The organism is Streptomyces sp. YS415, assembly GCF_023544665.1.
Classification (GTDB): Bacteria; Actinomycetota; Actinomycetes; order Streptomycetales; family Streptomycetaceae; genus Streptomyces.
In genome coordinates this window covers 1-16,136 of record NZ_JAMJFL010000025.1, presented here as the reverse complement: position 1 = coordinate 16,136, position 16,136 = coordinate 1, and the positions used below count along the sequence as shown (strand labels likewise).

At 72.3% G+C, this 16,136-nt stretch carries 14 protein-coding genes; 9 read left to right on the top strand and 5 right to left on the bottom strand.

What is annotated here, in order from left to right; genetic code table 11:
- Position 1: 1 nt before the first annotated feature.
- Positions 2 to 931, bottom strand: a complete 930-nt coding sequence (locus M8H82_RS26790) for a 5'-3' exonuclease (protein ID WP_250077702.1) — start codon at positions 929 to 931, stop codon at positions 2 to 4.
- Between the two features lie 192 nt (positions 932 to 1,123).
- Between M8H82_RS26790 and M8H82_RS26785 the strand changes: the two genes are divergently transcribed.
- The 4 genes from M8H82_RS26785 to M8H82_RS26770 all read left to right on the top strand — a co-directional run bounded on the left by M8H82_RS26785 (position 1,124) and on the right by M8H82_RS26770 (position 6,437).
- Positions 1,124 to 2,212 carry a glycine betaine/L-proline ABC transporter ATP-binding protein gene (locus M8H82_RS26785; protein ID WP_250077610.1) on the top strand — a complete coding sequence of 363 codons (1,089 nt, stop codon included), beginning with the start codon at positions 1,124 to 1,126 and terminating at the stop codon, positions 2,210 to 2,212.
- Positions 2,205 to 4,817, top strand: a complete 2,613-nt coding sequence (locus M8H82_RS26780; RefSeq protein ID WP_250077609.1) for an ABC transporter permease/substrate binding protein — start codon at positions 2,205 to 2,207, stop codon at positions 4,815 to 4,817. The genes M8H82_RS26785 and M8H82_RS26780 overlap by 8 nt, the downstream gene beginning before the upstream one ends.
- A 331-nt stretch (positions 4,818 to 5,148) precedes the next feature.
- Positions 5,149 to 5,715, top strand: a complete 567-nt coding sequence (locus tag M8H82_RS26775) for a helix-turn-helix domain-containing protein (protein WP_250077608.1) — start codon at positions 5,149 to 5,151, stop codon at positions 5,713 to 5,715.
- Complete coding sequence (locus M8H82_RS26770; protein WP_250077607.1) at positions 5,715 to 6,437, top strand: helical backbone metal receptor; 723 nt, start codon at positions 5,715 to 5,717, stop codon at positions 6,435 to 6,437. The genes M8H82_RS26775 and M8H82_RS26770 overlap by 1 nt, the downstream gene beginning before the upstream one ends.
- Here M8H82_RS26770 and M8H82_RS26765 read toward each other — a convergent pair.
- Positions 6,346 to 7,569 carry a TDT family transporter gene (locus M8H82_RS26765; protein ID WP_250077606.1) on the bottom strand — a complete coding sequence of 408 codons (1,224 nt, stop codon included), beginning with the start codon at positions 7,567 to 7,569 and terminating at the stop codon, positions 6,346 to 6,348. The two genes, M8H82_RS26770 and M8H82_RS26765, sit on opposite strands and share 92 nt — an antisense overlap.
- A 70-nt stretch (positions 7,570 to 7,639) precedes the next feature.
- Here M8H82_RS26765 and M8H82_RS26760 point away from each other — a divergent pair, with 70 nt between their 5' ends.
- A complete protein-coding gene (locus M8H82_RS26760) occupies positions 7,640 to 8,548 on the top strand; it encodes a LysR family transcriptional regulator (RefSeq protein WP_250077605.1) in 909 nt (302 codons plus the stop codon).
- Positions 8,549 to 8,590: 42 nt separating this feature from the next.
- Here M8H82_RS26760 and M8H82_RS26755 read toward each other — a convergent pair whose 3' ends face one another.
- A complete protein-coding gene (locus M8H82_RS26755; RefSeq protein ID WP_250077604.1) occupies positions 8,591 to 9,286 on the bottom strand; it encodes a gamma-glutamyl-gamma-aminobutyrate hydrolase family protein in 696 nt (231 codons plus the stop codon).
- Between the two features lie 38 nt (positions 9,287 to 9,324).
- On the bottom strand, positions 9,325 to 10,059 hold the full coding sequence (locus M8H82_RS26750; protein ID WP_250077603.1) for a FadR/GntR family transcriptional regulator: 735 nt from the start codon (positions 10,057 to 10,059) through the stop codon (positions 9,325 to 9,327).
- An 87-nt stretch (positions 10,060 to 10,146) separates the two neighbouring features.
- Between M8H82_RS26750 and M8H82_RS26745 the strand changes: the two genes are divergently transcribed.
- Genes M8H82_RS26745 through M8H82_RS26730 form a run of 4 tightly spaced genes read left to right on the top strand, consistent with a single transcriptional unit; the run spans position 10,147 to position 14,605 of the window.
- Positions 10,147 to 11,505 carry a glutamine synthetase family protein gene (locus tag M8H82_RS26745; RefSeq protein WP_250077602.1) on the top strand — a complete coding sequence of 453 codons (1,359 nt, stop codon included), beginning with the start codon at positions 10,147 to 10,149 and terminating at the stop codon, positions 11,503 to 11,505.
- Between the two features lie 8 nt (positions 11,506 to 11,513).
- Positions 11,514 to 12,887 carry an aldehyde dehydrogenase gene (locus M8H82_RS26740; protein ID WP_250077601.1) on the top strand — a complete coding sequence of 458 codons (1,374 nt, stop codon included), beginning with the start codon at positions 11,514 to 11,516 and terminating at the stop codon, positions 12,885 to 12,887.
- Complete coding sequence (locus M8H82_RS26735; protein ID WP_250077600.1) at positions 12,884 to 13,675, top strand: 3-oxoacyl-ACP reductase; 792 nt, start codon at positions 12,884 to 12,886, stop codon at positions 13,673 to 13,675. Before M8H82_RS26740 ends, M8H82_RS26735 begins: the two co-directional genes overlap by 4 nt.
- Before the next feature lie 27 nt (positions 13,676 to 13,702).
- Positions 13,703 to 14,605, top strand: a complete 903-nt coding sequence (locus M8H82_RS26730; RefSeq protein ID WP_250077701.1) for a DUF2510 domain-containing protein — start codon at positions 13,703 to 13,705, stop codon at positions 14,603 to 14,605.
- 22 nt (positions 14,606 to 14,627) lie between these two features.
- On the opposite strand, the gene M8H82_RS26725 is transcribed toward M8H82_RS26730, so the two are convergent.
- Positions 14,628 to 15,830, bottom strand: a complete 1,203-nt coding sequence (locus tag M8H82_RS26725) for an amino acid deaminase/aldolase (protein ID WP_250077599.1) — start codon at positions 15,828 to 15,830, stop codon at positions 14,628 to 14,630.
- Between the last annotated feature and the right edge of the window lie 306 nt (positions 15,831 to 16,136).

Below are 16,136 nucleotides of genomic sequence, written 5' to 3'. Positions count from 1 at the left end.
TTCACGCCCCCAGCGTCGTCAGCAGACGCCCCAGGGATCCCCCGAGCCCCCAGCGCTCCGCCAGCCCCTGAAGTGCGGCCTCATCACGCGGTGCGCGCGGCAGTGCGGTGTCCACGTCCGGCAGCGGGACGTCGTTTGCGACCCGCACGACCGTCGGCGCCACCGCGACGTACGGCCGCGCCTCGTCGAGCCGCTTGCGCTGCGACGGGGTGAGCTTCGCCTTCGGGTCGTCCAGCGCCGCCATGATCCCCGCCAGATCCCCGAACTCGGTGAGCAGCTTGGCCGCCGTCTTCTCCCCGATGCCCGGCACGCCGGGCAGCCCGTCGCTCGGGTCGCCGCGCAGCAGCGCCAGATCCACGTACCCGCGGCCGTCGACGCCGTACTTCTCGCGCAGCCATGCCTCGTCGGTGAGCTGGAGCGTGCCCACGCCCTTGAGCGGGTAGAGCACCCGGACCCCCCGCTCGTCGTCCACCAGCTGGTACAGGTCGCGGTCCCCGGTGACGATGTCCACCGGGCCCTTCGCCCGCGCGGTGAACGTGCCGATCACATCGTCCGCCTCGTACCCGGCGACCCCCACGCGCGCGATGCCGAGCGCGTCCAGGACCGCCTCGATCACCGGCACCTGCGGCGAGAGCGTGTCCGGCACGACCTCCTCGTCGGGGCCGGCCTCATGCTCCTCGGCCACCCGGTGCGCCTTGTACGAGGGGATCAGGTCCACCCGCCACTGCGGCCGCCAGTCGGCATCCATGCAGGCCACCAGCGCGTCCGGGTGGTGGTCCTTCACCAGGCGGTCGATGAAGTCCAGCAGCCCGCGCACGGCGTTCACCGGGGTGCCGTCCGGGGCCTTCACGGAGTCCGGCACGCCGAAGTAGGCGCGGAAATAGAGCGAGGCGGTGTCGAGGAGCATCAGTCGTCCGGTCACGCCACGCATCATGCCGTACCCCACTGACAAGGGCCTGACCGGCGCATCGGGTCACGTCAGGCTCGTCCACTGTGGGCTGGACCACTTGTGCGTTTGGGTCCGGGCGAGAAGGGCAGGCGCGGGCTCGGAGCGAAGCCGCCACGTGTGCCGCGTCGCTCCCTCTTTATTGAGCTCTTTGCCGTCGAGGACGAGAAGGTAAGCGTGTCAGCCAGGCTGGAAGCCGAACATCTGTACAAGGTGTTCGGTAGACGACAGGACGAGGCAGTGGAGCGGCTCCGAGCCGGGGCCGACCGGGAGGAACTGCGCGCCGACGGCACCACTGCGGCCGTCATCGACGCCTCCTTCACCGTGGAACCGGGCCAGATCTTCGTCGTCATGGGCCTGTCCGGCTCCGGCAAGTCCACGCTGCTGCGGATGCTCAACGGCCTGCTGGAACCGACCGCGGGACAGGTCCGCTTCGACGGCCAGGACCTGACCGCGCTCAGCGCCCGCGCACTGCGCGAGGTCCGGGCCAGGAAGATCAGCATGGTCTTCCAGCACTTCGCGCTCTTCCCGCACCGCAGCGTCGTCGAGAACGCCGCGTACGGCCTGGAGGTCCAGGGCGTCCCCAAGGCGGAGCGGCTCGCACGGGCCACCGAAGCCTTGGAGCTGTGCGGCCTGGCGGGCTGGGAGAAGTCCTGGCCCGACGAGCTGTCCGGCGGCATGCAGCAGCGCGTCGGCCTCGCCCGCGCACTCGCCACCGACGCCGACCTGCTGCTGATGGACGAGTCCTTCAGCGCGCTGGACCCGCTGATCCGCCGTGACATGCAGGACCAGCTGCTGGAGCTGCAGACCGAGCTGAAGAAGACCATCGTCTTCATCACCCACGACCTCAACGAGGCCATGCGCCTGGGCGACCGCATCGCCGTCATGCGCGACGGCCGCATCGTCCAGACCGGCACCGCCGAGGACATCCTGGTGCGCCCCGCCGACGACTACGTCGCCTCCTTCACCCAGGACGTCGACCGCTCCCGCGTGCTCACCGCCTCCTCCGTCATGAACCGCGACGTCCGCGGCGACGAGGCCGACTGCGCCTGCGCCACCGCGACGCCCGACACCCCCTTCCACGACCTGTGCGCCCTCAGCGCCCGCCTCTCCCACCCGGTCGCGGTGCTGGACGACGAGGAACAGCTGGTCGGCGTCGTGCCCCGGCAGCGGCTCGTCGGCTTCCTCGGCGACGAGACCGCCGAACCGGAGCCGTGCCCGGCCCCCCGGGACAAGGGCGGAGAGAAGGTGACCGCCCGTGCCTAGGATCCAGTTCGGTTCATGGGTCAACGACGCGGTCGAGTGGCTCACCACTCACATGGGCTGGCTGTTCGACTTCCTGGAGCAGGTCTTCCGCGGCGCCTACGAGGGTGTCGACGCCGTCCTCCAGGCGCCCGAGCCGCTGCTGCTCACGGGCATCTTCGCGGTGATCGCCTGCTGGCTGCGCGGCACCCTCGCCGGTGTCCTCACCTTCGTCGGCTTCGCCTTCGTGATCTCCCTCGATCTGTGGGAGGACGCGATGGTGACCCTGTCCCTGGTCCTCGTCGCCACCCTCATCGCGCTGGTGATCTCGGTGCCGCTCGGCATCTGGGCGGCACGCTCCAACCGGGTCAGCGCGATCGTGCGGCCCGGCCTGGACCTGATGCAGACGCTCCCGGCGATGGTCTACCTGATCCCGGCGATCCTCTTCTTCGGCAGCGGCGCCGCCGCGGGCATCGTCGCCACCCTCGTCTTCGCGCTCGCCCCCGGTGTGCGCATGACCGAACTCGGCATCCGCCAGGTCGACAAGGAACTCGTCGAGGCCGCCGAGGCGTTCGGCACCACCCCGCGCGACACCCTGCTGCGCGTCCAGCTCCCGCTGGCCCTGCCCACCGTGATGGCCGGCGTCAACCAGGTCATCATGCTCGGCCTGTCCATGGCGGCCATCGCCGGCATGGTCGGCACCGGCGGCCTCGGCGGTGACGTCAACGAGGCCATCGGCCAGCTCAACATCGGCCTCGGCGCCGAGGCGGGCATCGCCATCGTCATCCTCGCCATCTACCTGGACCGGATGACCAGCGCGCTGGGCACCCAGGTCTCCCCTCTCGGCCGCCGCGCCGCCGCCCGGGTGCGCGCCGCCCAGGGCCTGAAGATCTGGTCTTACCGCCCCCGCGCCTCCGTCGCCGTGGTCGGCGTCGTGGTGCTCGCGCTGGTCGCGGGCGGCATGGGTGTCTTCGGCGGCACCGACAAGGCCGAGCCGGTCGCGGGCGGCGACAACGTCGGCCAGGGCAAGAAGATCAGCATCGGCTACATCCCCTGGGACGAGGGCGTCGCCTCCACCTTCCTGTGGAAGGAGATCCTGGAGCAGCGCGGCTACGAGGTCGAGGCCAAGCAGTTCGACGCGGGCCCCCTCTACACCTCCCTCGCCCAGGGCGACATCGACTTCCAGACGGACGCCTGGCTGCCGACGACCCACGAGCAGTACTGGAAGAAGTACGGCTCCCGGCTCGACGACCTGGGCTCCTGGTACGGCCCGACCTCCCTCGAACTGAGCGTGCCCGCCTACATGAAGGGCATCGACTCGCTGGAGGACCTCAAGGGCAAGGCCGGGCAGTTCGACGGCAGGATCACCGGCATCGAGTCCAGCGCCGGGATGATGAGCCTGCTCAAGAGCAAGGTGCTCGGCGCATACGGCCTGGACGAGGAGTTCAAGGTCGTCGACAGCTCGACGCCCGCCATGCTGGCCGAGCTCAAGCGGGCGTACGCCAAGAAGGAGCCGATCGCCGTCACGCTCTGGTCGCCGCACTGGGCGTACAGCGACTACAAGCTGAAGAAGCTCAAGGACCCGAAGGGCGCCTGGGGCAAGGGCGACGGAGTGCACACGCTGTCCCGCAAGGGCTTCGCCGAGGAGAACCCGGTCGTCGGCAAGTGGCTGAAGGACTTCGAGCTCACCGAGGAGCAGCTCACCGGCCTGGAGTCGGAGATCAACAAGGCAGGCAAGGGCCGGCAGCAGGACGCCGTACAGGCCTGGCTGAAGACTCAGCCGGGGCTCGTCGACAAGCTCGCGCCGGTCAAGAACGCCGGGACCCCGGCCGAGGCGAAGCGGCCGCTGGACGTGGCCTGGTTCCCCTGGGACGAGGACATCGCCGTCACCTACCTGTGGAAGAACGTCCTGGAGCGGCGCGGCTACCGGCTGAACCTCAAGCAGATGGACGTCGGCCCCGTCTACACCGGCCTCGCCTCCGGCGACCTCGATCTCAACTTCGACGCCTGGCTGCCGTACGCGCAGAAGAACTACTGGGACAAGAGCAAGGACAACCTCCACGACCTGGGGACCTGGTACGAACCGACCTCGCTGGAGCTCGCCGTGCCGTCCTATGTCAAGGGCATCGACTCGCTGGAGGACCTCAAGGGCAAGGCCGGGCAGTTCGACGGGAAGATCGTCGGCATCGAGCCCGGCACCGGGGAGATGAACCTGCTCAAGACGAAGGTGCTCCCCGGGTACGGACTGGACGACGAGTACGAGGTCGTCGACGGCTCCACGCCCGCGATGCTGGCCGAGCTCAAGCGCGCCTACGCCAAGAAGGAGCCCATCGCCGTCGTGCTGTGGTCCCCGCACTGGGCGTACAGCGAGTACGAGCTGACCAAGCTCGAGGACCCGCGGAAGTTCTTCGGCGAGGGCAACACCATCCGCACGATCTCCAGCAAGGACTTCCCCGAGCAGTACCCGCAGCTAACGAAGTGGATCAAGAACTTCACGATGAGCGAGGACGAGCTCGGCACCCTCGAGCAGGAGATCAAGGACCGCGGCCAGGGGCATGAGGAGGAGGCCGTCGCCGCGTGGCTCAAGGAGCACCCGGAGATGGTCGACCGGATGACTCCCGCGGCCTGACCCCCGCATACGGCGGGCGTCCGGCACACCTGACGGTGCCGGACGCCCGCCTCCTCTTTGTCCGCGAAATCCGGCCAAGTAGGGTGAGGGGACGTCGTTCACCGGGCCGACCTGGCACTTCGCCCGGACCCGGGCGCCGGTGCGGCGGGCGAGCGCCCGCAGCCGCGGGCCGGCCCGGGTCGGACGATGGCGCGAACTGTGAGGTCGGGGCTCCCGCCGTATGACGTCGATGTGACGGGCGCATGAAACGGTTTGCCGAACATGCGTAGGGTGCAGAGAACTCACCAGAGGAGTCGGCACCGGACGACGGGTGAAGGAGGGAGCCGGAGCGATGGGCGACCACAAAGAACAGCCCCTGCGGGTGGGCGCGGCCGTACGGCGGCGGCGTCGCGCGCTGGAGCTCACCCTCGCCGTCGTGGCCGAGCGCAGCGGTCTGTCGGTGCCCTTCCTGAGCCAGGTGGAGAACGACCGCGCCCGCCCGAGCAGAAGCTCCCTGGAGAAGCTCGCCGACGCCCTGCGCACCACGGCCGTCGAACTCCTCGCCGCGGCCGATCCGGCGTGCAGCGTGGACGTGGTCCGCTCGGAGTGCGCCGAGGTGGCCCCCGAGCCGCGGACGCGGTCCCTGGTGCGCGGTCACCATCAGATGCACGCCTCGGAGTTCACCGGGGACCATGAGGCGGGACGCGAGTTCCAGTACCGCAACGACCAGTTGATGTACGTCGCCGACGGCGCGGTGGAGATCGAGGCGGAGGGACGCGCCTACCGGCTCGGCCGCGGCGACACCCTGTACCTCACCGGCGGGGTCCGCCATCGCTGGCGGGCCACGGTGGCGGAGACCCGGGTGGTGGTCGTCGCGGTGGCCGAACACATCGAGGCGGTCCAGGACCGGCCGCGCTGATGCGCGTCGTCTCCCTGGTGCCGTCCCTGACGGAGGCGGTGGCCCTCTCGGCCCCCGGCGTCCTGGTCGGCGCCACGGACTGGTGCACGCACCCGGCCGGCCTCGGCGTGGCCCGGATCGGCGGCACCAAGAACCCCGACATCGAGCGGATCGCCGGACTCGCCCCCGACCTGGTGATCGCCAACGAGGAGGAGAACCGCGCCCCGGACCTCGCGGCCCTGCGGACGGCCGGGATCGAGGTGCTCGTGACCGAGATCCGCGACGTGCCGGGGGCCTTGCGGGAACTGGACCGGGTGCTCACCGCCTGCGGCACCGGATCCCGGCCCCGCTGGCTCGATGAGGCCGAGCGGACCTGGTCGGCGCTGCGGCCCCCCGACCGCCGTACGACCGCGGTGGTGCCGATCTGGCGGCGCCCCTGGATGGTGCTGGGCCGCGACACCTTCGCCGGTGACGTCCTGGCCCGCCTCGGCGTGGACCACCTCTACGCGGGGCACGCGGACCGCTATCCGCGCGTCCCGCTGGAGGAACTGCGGGCCGCTGCCCCCGACGTGGTCGTCCTCCCGGACGAGCCCTACCGCTTCACCCCCGACGACGGCCCCGAGGCCTTCCCCGGCCTGCCCTGCGCCCTGCTCAGCGGCCGGCACCTGACCTGGTACGGGCCGTCTCTGACCGAGGCGCCGGACGTGCTGGGCGCGGCCCTGGGAGCGGCAGCGCGCCGGTGACGACCGGCGCTGTCGCAGAGGCGGCTCCTGACCCGGCAGGGGCCATCGGTCGCCGCGGCCCCGCGAGCAGTGCGCCGGTGAGGAGGCCGCGTGCCGTACACGCCGTGGCGGTGAGCCAGGCGATGACGAGGACGGCGTAGAGCGCGGCGGCCAGGCCGTCGTAGACCGTCAGGCCGGTGTGCCGGGCCAGGGACTCGGCGCCGGTGACGCAGGTGCCGACCGGGAAGGTGAAGGCCCACCAGGTCATCGCGAACCGCATCCCCTGCCGGCGGGCGCGGACGACGTGGGCGGTGGCGAAACCGAGCCAGAGCAGCGCGAAGCCCATGACCGGTACCCCGTACAGCACGGCCAGCACATCGAAGCCCTGGCTGTAGAGGGCCGGTACGACACCGGGGGCGTGGTCCGCGAAGGTGCCGGCCGCGGTGGTGGACTGGCCGAGCGGACCCAGCACCAGGAACAGGGTCGGGGTCAGCGCGAGCGGCAGCGGACCGGAGGTGACCAGGCGGGCGAAGACGAGCGGCAGCATCAGCAGGGTCGCCAGCAGGCTCAGCCCGAACATCGCCAGGCAGGCCAGCAGCAGTGTCTCCCGGGCCTGTCCGGCGGGCAGATACGGCACCAGCGACGGGCCGAGGGCCGCCGACACCATGGGCGCGACGAGCGGCAGCAGCCAGACCGGCGTGGCCTGCCGGGCCTCCACCCGATGCCGTACGGCCATCAGGTACGGCACGGCCACCGCCGCGGCGAGTCCGACAGCCGTACCGGCCGTGAACAGCACGGCGTCCAGCGCGACCGCCGCCTCTACGCCGATCCAGTCCCGGCCGACGGTCAGGGCGCCGCCCCCGACGGCCAGCAGCGCCATGGCGAGGCAGCCGTAGAAGGGAGCCGTCGCCGGGTCCAGGAGGTGGGCGCGGGCCTGGTCCCGGTGGTGGGCCCAGTGCAGGGCGCGGGCGGCGAGCAGCGTGGCCAGCAGGAGCGCGGAGAGCGCCCACACGGCGGCGCACAGCGGCCGGGGCACGGGAAGCCCGGCGCCGGCGGTGGCGACGATGGCGGTTCCCATGACGCAGGCGTACCAGTTCGGTCCGAGGTGACGGACGGACCCGGCACGGGGGAGGGGCGGGGCGGCGGTGACCATGCTCCGACGGTCCCGCCCCGGGACCTCCGCCACCAGGGATCACGTCTCTATGAGGGCATAAGCTGGCTTTATGAGTAGCGCGGTGACGACCTCCCTGGCCCATCGAGTCCCGGATCTCGGCGCCCTCGAACTGCTGCTGGCGGTGGCCCGGCTGGGCAGCCTGGGCGGGGCGGCCCGGGAGATGGGCATCACCCAGCCCGCGGCCAGCAGCCGGATCCGGTCCATGGAACGGCAGCTCGGAGTGGCGCTGGTGGACCGCTCACCGCGGGGCTCACGGCTGACGGACGCCGGTGCGCTGGTGACGGACTGGGCGCGGCGGATCGTGGAGGCGGCGGAGGCCTTCGACGTGGGCGCGCAGGCGCTGCGGGACCGGCGGGACTCCCGGCTGCGGGTGGCGGCGAGCATGACGATCGCCGAGTACCTGCTGCCGGGCTGGCTGCTGGCGCTGCGCGCGGGCCGCCCGGACACGGCGGTGTCGCTGCTCGCGGGCAACTCGGCCGCGGTGGCCGAACGGCTGCTCGCCGACGAGGCGGACCTGGGCTTCGTGGAGGGCCTGACGGTCCCCACCGGCCTGGACTCGGTGGTCATCGCCCATGACCGGCTGATCGTGGTCACCGCACCCGGCCACCCCTGGGCCCGCCGCCGGCGCCCCCTCACCCCCGAGGAACTGGCGGCCACCCCGCTGATCCTCCGCGAGAAGGGCTCGGGCACCCGTCAGGTCCTGGACACGGCCCTGGGCGGCCTGGCCCGGCCCCTGATCGAGCTCTCCTCCACCACCGCGGTGAAGGCGGCGGCGGTGAGCGGCGCGGGGCCCGCCGTGCTGAGCGAACTCGCCGTCCGCGAGGAGCTGTCGATGCGCCGCCTGGTGAGCATCCCGGTGGCGGACGTGTCGCTGGCCCGGGACCTGCGGGCGGTGTGGCCGACGGGACACCGGCCGGTGGGTCCGGCGCGGGACCTGCTGCAGCTGACGCGGAGCTGAGCCCCGCGCCGGTGCGGCTGGTCGCGCGGTTCCCCGCGCCCCTCAGGGCCTCGCGGCGCGGCTCGCTTCCACCAGCGCCTTCATCACCCGCACGTCCTCGCCCATCTCCGGGTGCCACTGCACGCCCAGCACCCAGTGTTCCCCGGGCAGTTCCACGGCCTCCAGGGTCCCGTCCTCCGCGTGGGCGCACGGGACGAGGCCCGCGCCGAGGCGGTCCACGGACTGGTGGTGGTACGTCGGCACGCTCGTCTCCTCCGGGGCGATACCGGCGTACAGCGTGCCGGGGACCGGCTTGACCGGGTGCCGGCCGAAGACGCCGACCACCTCGGCGTGGCCCTCCAGATGCTGGACCAGCGTGCCGCCGAGGGCGACGTTCAGCAGCTGCATGCCCCGGCAGATCCCGAGCAGCGGCACCCGCGCGGCCAACGCGGCCTCGATCAGGGCCAGTTCCCACGCGTCCCGCTCCCGCGCCGGAGGCCCCGTCCGCGGATCCCGCTCGGCGCCGTAGCGCACCGGCTCCACATCGGGTCCCCCCGCGATCACCAGCCCGTCGAGCCGGGCCACCGTCGCCGCCGCGTGCTCCGGCGCGTCCGGTGGGAGCATCGCCGCGAGCCCGCCCGCGCGCTGCGCCAGCCGCGGATATCCGGCCGGCAGCAGCGCGGCCTCCAGCTCCCAGGTGCCCCAGCGCGCGGCCACCTCCAGATACGTACTGACCCCGATCAGCGGTCTGTCCGGCATGCTCCGCCCCTCCAATGGACCTTCCCCATACCTTTCGCTCACGCCAGGAACCCCCTGAGCAGGGCTGCGGTCCCCGAGCAGTGCTCCCGCATGATCTCCCGCGCCGCGTCCGCGTCCTCGTCCAGCACCGCCTCCACCAGCGCCGCGTGCTGACGCTGCGAATGCTCCAGGTTGCGGACCAGGATCGGGATGCAGTCCAGCAGTTCGTTCACCGTCGCCCGCACCGCCGCGTACTGCGCGGTCAGCGTCGGGGAGCCGCACAGCTCGGCCAGCGTGAGGTGCAACAGGGTGTCCCGGCGCCGGTAGTCGCCGAGCGGCGCGTCCTGGGTGCGGGCCAGCGCCGCCCGCAGCCGCTCCCGCCGCTCCCCGGACAGCCCGTGCGCCGCGCACAGCCCGGCCGCGCCCACCTCCAGCACCTCCCGGAAGCGCAGCACGTCCTCGATGTCCACCGCGGCGATCCGGCGGCGCAGCTCGTCCTCGCCGCCGGCGTCCGCGCGCGGGAGCACGAACGTTCCGCCGTAGCGCCCCCGGCGGGACTCCACCAGGCCCTGGTCCTGGAGCACCTTCAGCACCTCGCGCAGCGTCACCCGGCTGATGCCGAGCCGCTCGGCCAGCTCCCGCTCCGCGGGCAGCCGCCCACCGGCCGGCACCAGGCCGAGCCGGACCACCTGGAGGATCTGCTCCAGCGCCTCCTCGAAGCCGTTGCCCGCCCGCACCGGCCGCAGCACCGGGGCGAGCCGGTCCTCCGGGCCCGGTTCCGTCTCCACCGACATCCGGCCGTGCCCCCTTCCCAAGCAATGGTTCTCCGCAATACCTTATGGCTCCGGAGCTGACCGAAGAAGCCTTAAGGAGGCTTTCCCGTGGCAGACCGCACACCGCCGCTCGGCGTCGAGGAGCTGCACGCCCTCGTCGCCGGCGGTGAGATCGACACCGTCGTCCTGGCCTTCCCGGACATGCAGGGGCGGCTCCAGGGCAAGCGGTTCGCCGCGCGCTTCTTCCTCGACGAGGTCCTGCACCACGGCACCGAGGGCTGCAACTACCTGCTGGCCGTCGACACCGAGATGAACACCGTGGACGGCTACGCCATGTCGTCCTGGGACCGCGGCTACGGCGACTTCGCGATGCACCCGGACCTGACCACCCTGCGCCGCGTCCCCTGGAACGACGGCACCGCCATGGTCATCGCCGACCTCGCCTGGGAAGACGGCTCCCCGGTCGTCGCCGCCCCCCGCCAGATCCTGCGGCGCCAACTGGAGCGCCTCGCCGGCCTCGGGCTCACCGCCCAGGTCGGCACCGAGCTGGAGTTCATCGTCTTCAAGGACACCTACGAACAGGCCTGGGACTCCGGCTACCGGGGCCTGACCCCGGCCAACCAGTACAACATCGACTACTCCGTCCTCGGCACCGGCCGCATCGAACCCCTGCTGCGCCGCATCCGCAACGAAATGGTCGGCGCCGGACTCACCGTCGAGTCCGCCAAGGGCGAGTGCAACCCCGGCCAGCACGAGATCGTGTTCCGCTACGACGAGGCCCTGGTCACCTGCGACCAGCACGCGATCTACAAGACCGGCGCCAAGGAGATCGCCGCCCAGGAGGGCATGTCACTGACCTTCATGGCCAAGTACAACGAGCGCGAGGGCAACTCCTGCCACATCCACCTCTCGCTCACGGACGAGTCCGGGAACAACGCCATGGCCGGACCCGACGGCATGTCCGAGGTGATGGGGCACTTCCTCGCCGGACAGCTGGCCGCGCTGCGCGACTTCTCCCTCCTCTACGCCCCCCACATCAACTCCTACAAGCGGTTCCAGCCCGGCTCCTTCGCGCCGACCGCCGTCGCCTGGGGCCACGACAACCGCACCTGCGCCCTGCGCGTGGTCGGCCACGGCCGCTCGCTGCGCTTCGAGAACCGTCTCCCCGGCGGCGACGTCAACCCGCATCTGGCGGTCGCGGGCATGGTGGCGGCGGGCCTGCACGGCATCGAGCACAAGCTCCAGCTGCCCGACGCCTGCCCCGGCAACGCCTACACCGCCGGGTACCAGCACGTCCCGACCACCCTGCGCGAGGCCGCCGAGCTCTGGGAGAACAGCCCCATCGCCCGGGCCGCCTTCGGCGACGAGGTCGTCGCGCACTACCGGAACATGGCGCGCGTCGAGACCGATGCCTACGACGCCGCGGTCACCGACTGGGAGCTGCGCCGCTCCTTCGAACGCATGTGAGGCCTGTCTTGTCCGAGCAGCTCCAGGTACTGAACCCGGCCACCGAGGAGGTCGTCGCCACGGTCCCGGCGGCGTCCGTGGCCGACGTCGACGCGGCCGTCGTACGGGCCGCCCGCGCCCAGACCGCCTGGGCGGCCCTGGCCCCCGCCGACCGGGCCCGGCTGCTGCGCCGGTTCGCCGTCACCGTCGACGACCACCGCGAGGAACTCGCGCAGCTGGAGGTCCGCGAGGCCGGTCACACCGTCGGCAACGCCCGCTGGGAGGCGGGCAACGTCCGCGATCTGCTCGACTACGCGGCCGGGGGCGTGGAGCGGCTGACCGGACGCCAGATCCCGGTGCCCGGCGGCCTCGACGTCACCGTCCTCGAACCGCTCGGCGTCGTCGGCGTCATCGCGCCCTGGAACTTCCCGATGCCCATCGCGGCCTGGGGCACGGCGCCCGCGCTCGCCGCCGGCAACGCCGTGCTCCTCAAGCCCGCCGAGACGACCCCGCTGACGGCCCTGCGACTCGCGGAGCTGGCGCTGGCAGCCGGACTCCCCGAGGGCCTCTTCCAGGTGCTGCCCGGTCACGGACCCGTCGCCGGGAACGCCCTGGTGGAACACCCCGGCGTCGCGAAGATCGTCTTCACCGGGTCGACGGCGGTGGGCAGACAGGTGTGGGCGAAGGGCGCCGCACAGCTCAAGCGGGTCACCCTCGAACTCGGCGGCAAGAGCCCCAACATCGTCTTCGCCGACGCCGACCTGGAAACCGCCGCCCGATCCACCCCGATGTCCTTCCTCGACAACTCCGGACAGGACTGCTGCGCCCGCACCCGCATCCTCGTCCAGCGGACCGTGTACGACCGCTTCCTGGAGCTGCTGGGCCCGGCCATCGAGGCGGTACGCGTGGGCGACCCCGCCGACGAGAGCACGGACATGGGCCCGCTGATCTCCAGGACCCAGCTGGAACGGGTCCGCTCCTACGTCGACCCGGACGCGGCCGGCATCCGCGGCAAGGCCCCCGAGGGCCCCGGCTTCTGGTTCCCGCCCACCGTCCTCACCGGCGTCGACCCGCACGCACGCGTGGCCGTCGAGGAGGTCTTCGGACCCGTCGCCGTCGTCCTCCCCTTCGAGGACGAGGCCGAGGCCGTCGCGCTCGCCAACGGCACCGACTACGGCCTGTCCGGCTCGATCTGGACCCGGGACGTCGGCCGCGCGCTGCGCGTCTCGGGAGCCGTCCGCGCGGGCAACCTGTCCGTCAACTCCCACTCCAGCGTCCGCTACTGGACCCCCTTCGGCGGCTTCAAGCAGTCCGGCGTCGGCCGCGAGCTCGGCCCGGACGCGCTGACCGCCTTCACCGAGACCAAGAACGTCTTCATCAGCACGGAAGGCCCCGCACAGTGACCTCAGCAACCGAAGAGAGCGTCTGCCGCCGCCTGGTCGGCCGTACCGCCGTCGTCACCGGAGCCGGCAGCGGCATCGGCCTCGCCACCGCCCGCCGCCTCGCCTCCGAGGGCGCCCATGTGGTCTGCGGCGACGTCGACGAACAGCGCGGCAAGGCGGCGGCGGACGACGTGGGCGGCATCTTCGTCAAGGTCGACGTCACCGACCCCGAGCAGGTGGAGGCGCTGTTCCGGACGGCCCACGACACCTACGGCAGCGTCGACATCGCCTTCAACAACGCCGGGATCTCGCCGCCCGACGACGACTCCATCCTGGAGACCGGACTGGAGGCCTGGAAGCGCGTCCAGGAGGTCAACCTCACCTCCGTCTACCTGTGCTGCAAGGCCGCGATCCCCTACATGCGGCGCCAGGGCAGGGGGTCGATCATCAACACCGCGTCCTTCGTGGCGCGGATGGGCGCGGCCACCTCCCAGATCTCCTACACGGCGTCCAAGGGTGGCGTCCTCGCGATGTCCCGTGAGCTGGGCGTGCAGTTCGCGCGCGAGGGCATCCGCGTCAACGCGCTGTGCCCCGGGCCGGTCAACACCCCGCTGCTGCAGGAGCTGTTCGCCAAGGACCCCGAGCGCGCCGCGCGCCGCCTGGTGCACATCCCGCTCGGCCGGTTCGCCGAGGCCGAGGAGATCGCCGCCGCGGTCGCCTTCCTGGCCAGCGACGACTCCTCCTTCGTCAACGCCACCGACTTCCTGGTGGACGGCGGGATCTCGGGGGCGTACGTCACCCCGCTGTAGGCCGCGTCCTACAGTGCCCGCATGAGCATGACGCCACCACCCGGCTGGTACCGCGACCCCAAGGCCCCGCATCTGGAGCGCTGGTGGGACGGAACGGCCTGGACCGAACACCGGCGCACACCCGAGGTGACGGCGCCGATGCCGGTCGCGGGGACCTCCGGACGGGCCCGGGCCGTCGCCGTCACCACGGCGGCGGTCGTGCTCGTGGCGGCGATCGTCACGGGCGCGGTGGTGCTGGGGCAGGGGGAGGACCAGGGCGGCGCGGAGATCGAGACGGCGCCCACGTACTACACGGAAGCCCCTCCTTCCCCCACCCCCACCCCGACTCCCACGGGGAGTGAGCCGTCCGCCGACGACCCGGCCGTGGTGACCGACGAACTCAACGGCATCACCCTGCCGTTGCTCGACGGCTGGGTCCGGCCGAAGTACGTCGCCGAGGACGACGTCGTCATGACCACGGACGGCACCTACGACTGCCCCGGCGACGACGGCGTCTGCCGCCACGGCCTGGTCATGTCCCGGACGGTCACGGAGAACGACGAGCGGTCCCCCCGGGCCCTGGCCGAGCAGGACATCAAGGAGGCCGCGGAGTCCGCGTACGACCGCGACACGATCGGCAGGCGGCCCTACGGCGGCATGGAGTCGCACGAGGTCGTGAAGTCGGGCCCGGTCGCGGTGGCGGGCCGCGCCGGCTGGTTCGTGCGCTGGCGGGTCACCACGGCCGAGGGCCCCGGCGGCTACGTCCAGTCGACGGTCTTCCCGTCCCGCGTCGGCACCGAGTCACCGGTCTGCGTGCGCTACGTCTTCGACGCGGGCCCGGACGGACCGCCCCTGGCCGACATGGAACGGATCACCAAGGGCATCCGCTCCTTCGCCGACCCGGACGGCGGCGGGGGAGTGGGCAGCAGCGTGGGCCCCGGCGAGGACTGACGCCGGGGCCGGCGTCCCGGCCTCAGAGGAAGGTGTGGCCTTCCCCTCGGTACGTGGGGACGGTCGCCGTCACCGTGTTGCCCTCGACGAGGTGCAACTGCTCGAAGCGTTCGCACAGCTCGCCCGCCTTGGCGTGGCGGAACCACACCTTGTCGCCGATGAGCAGGTCGTCGGCGGGGGAGCCGAGCAGCGGGGTCTGGACCTCGCCCGGGCCCTCCTGGGGGTCGTAGCGCAGCCCCTCCGGCAGGTACGGCACCGGGAGCCGGTCGGGTCCCGCGGCACCGGAGGCCGGGTAGCCGCCGCCGAGGACGGTCACGACGCCGACGCCGGGGCGCCGCACCACGGGCTGGGCGAACAGGGCGGCCGGACGTCCGCGGAAGGACGTGTAGTTGTCGAAGAGCCGCGGTACGTAGAGTCCCGACCCGGCGCCGATCTCGGTCACGCAGTCCTCGGCGGCGGTGTGCTGCACGCTGCCGGTGCCGCCGCCGTTGACGAAGGCCAGCTCCGGGGCCACCGCCCGCAAGGCCCGTACGACCTCGGCCCGGCGCACGGCGAGTTCCCGGCGCGCGGTGGCCTGCATCAGCCGGACGGCACGCGAGCGCAGGGGGTGCCCGGCGACGGAGTCGCCGACGCCGGCGACATGTCCCTCGTACGCCATGATCCCGACGACCTCGAACCCGGGCCGGCGGGCCACGAGGCGGGCCAGGTCGGCGACCTGGCCGGCGGTGTGCAGCGGGGAGCGGCGGGCGCCGACCCGGATCCGGCCGCCGAGCAGCTTCAGCGAGGTGTCCAACTCCAGGCAGACCCGGACGACTTCGCGGCCCCCGTCGCGGGCGTCGTCGATGAGCCGGAGCTGGGCGGGGTCGTCGATCAGCACGGTGACGGCGCCGGCGAGCTTGGGGTCGCCGGTGAGTTCGGCGAATCCGGCGCGGTCGGCGGACGGGTAGGCGAGCAGGATGTCGTCGAAGCCGGAGCGGGCCAGCCACAGGGACTCGGCGAGGGTGAAGGACATGATCCCCGCGAAGCCGTCGCGCGCGAGGACGCGTTCGAGCAGGGCACGGCAGCGTACGGACTTGCTGGCGACGCGGATGGGCTTTCCGGCGGCCCGGCGGACGAGATCGTCCGCGTTGGCGTCGAAGGCGTCCAGGTCCACGATCGCGAGAGGGGCGTCGAGATGGGCGGTGGCCCGGTCGTAACGGGCCCGGTCGGCGGCGCGCGCAGTCATGAACGAAGCCTGCCAGACTGGATTACCGCAGGGTAGGGGGACGTTCCGGGCTAAAGCCCCGGGCTCGCGGACTGGTTCCCGCGGCGCCGGGAGCAACCCGTAGAGTGACGCGCACGCACGTGAGGGCCGGGATGCCGGGCCCCGCGCGCGGGTAGATGGTGCCCGGGACACCGGGCTCGGGCGAACGGAACGGGGCCCGCGTACGACATCAGGCCCGGGTACGAGGAAACGGGGGCGCATGAACACGGAAGCGCAGCGCGCCGCCAAGCCGACGCCCGCGCCGGGGGAGGACGAGAGCGACACGGC

What these genes read in the sequence shown, in the direction of transcription:
- M8H82_RS26790 (WP_250077702.1), bottom strand. Translation starts at nt 931, where the DNA reads ATGCGTGGCGTGACCGGACGACTGATGCTCCTCGACACCGCCTCGCTC.
- M8H82_RS26775 (WP_250077608.1), top strand. Translation starts at nt 5,149, where the DNA reads ATGGGCGACCACAAAGAACAGCCCCTGCGGGTGGGCGCGGCCGTACGG.
- M8H82_RS26770 (WP_250077607.1), top strand. Translation starts at nt 5,715, where the DNA reads ATGCGCGTCGTCTCCCTGGTGCCGTCCCTGACGGAGGCGGTGGCCCTC.
- M8H82_RS26765 (WP_250077606.1), bottom strand. Translation starts at nt 7,569, where the DNA reads ATGGTCACCGCCGCCCCGCCCCTCCCCCGTGCCGGGTCCGTCCGTCAC.
- M8H82_RS26760 (WP_250077605.1), top strand. Translation starts at nt 7,640, where the DNA reads ATGAGTAGCGCGGTGACGACCTCCCTGGCCCATCGAGTCCCGGATCTC.
- M8H82_RS26755 (WP_250077604.1), bottom strand. Translation starts at nt 9,286, where the DNA reads ATGCCGGACAGACCGCTGATCGGGGTCAGTACGTATCTGGAGGTGGCC.
- M8H82_RS26750 (WP_250077603.1), bottom strand. Translation starts at nt 10,059, where the DNA reads ATGTCGGTGGAGACGGAACCGGGCCCGGAGGACCGGCTCGCCCCGGTG.
- M8H82_RS26730 (WP_250077701.1), top strand. Translation starts at nt 13,703, where the DNA reads ATGACGCCACCACCCGGCTGGTACCGCGACCCCAAGGCCCCGCATCTG.
- M8H82_RS26725 (WP_250077599.1), bottom strand. Translation starts at nt 15,830, where the DNA reads ATGACTGCGCGCGCCGCCGACCGGGCCCGTTACGACCGGGCCACCGCC.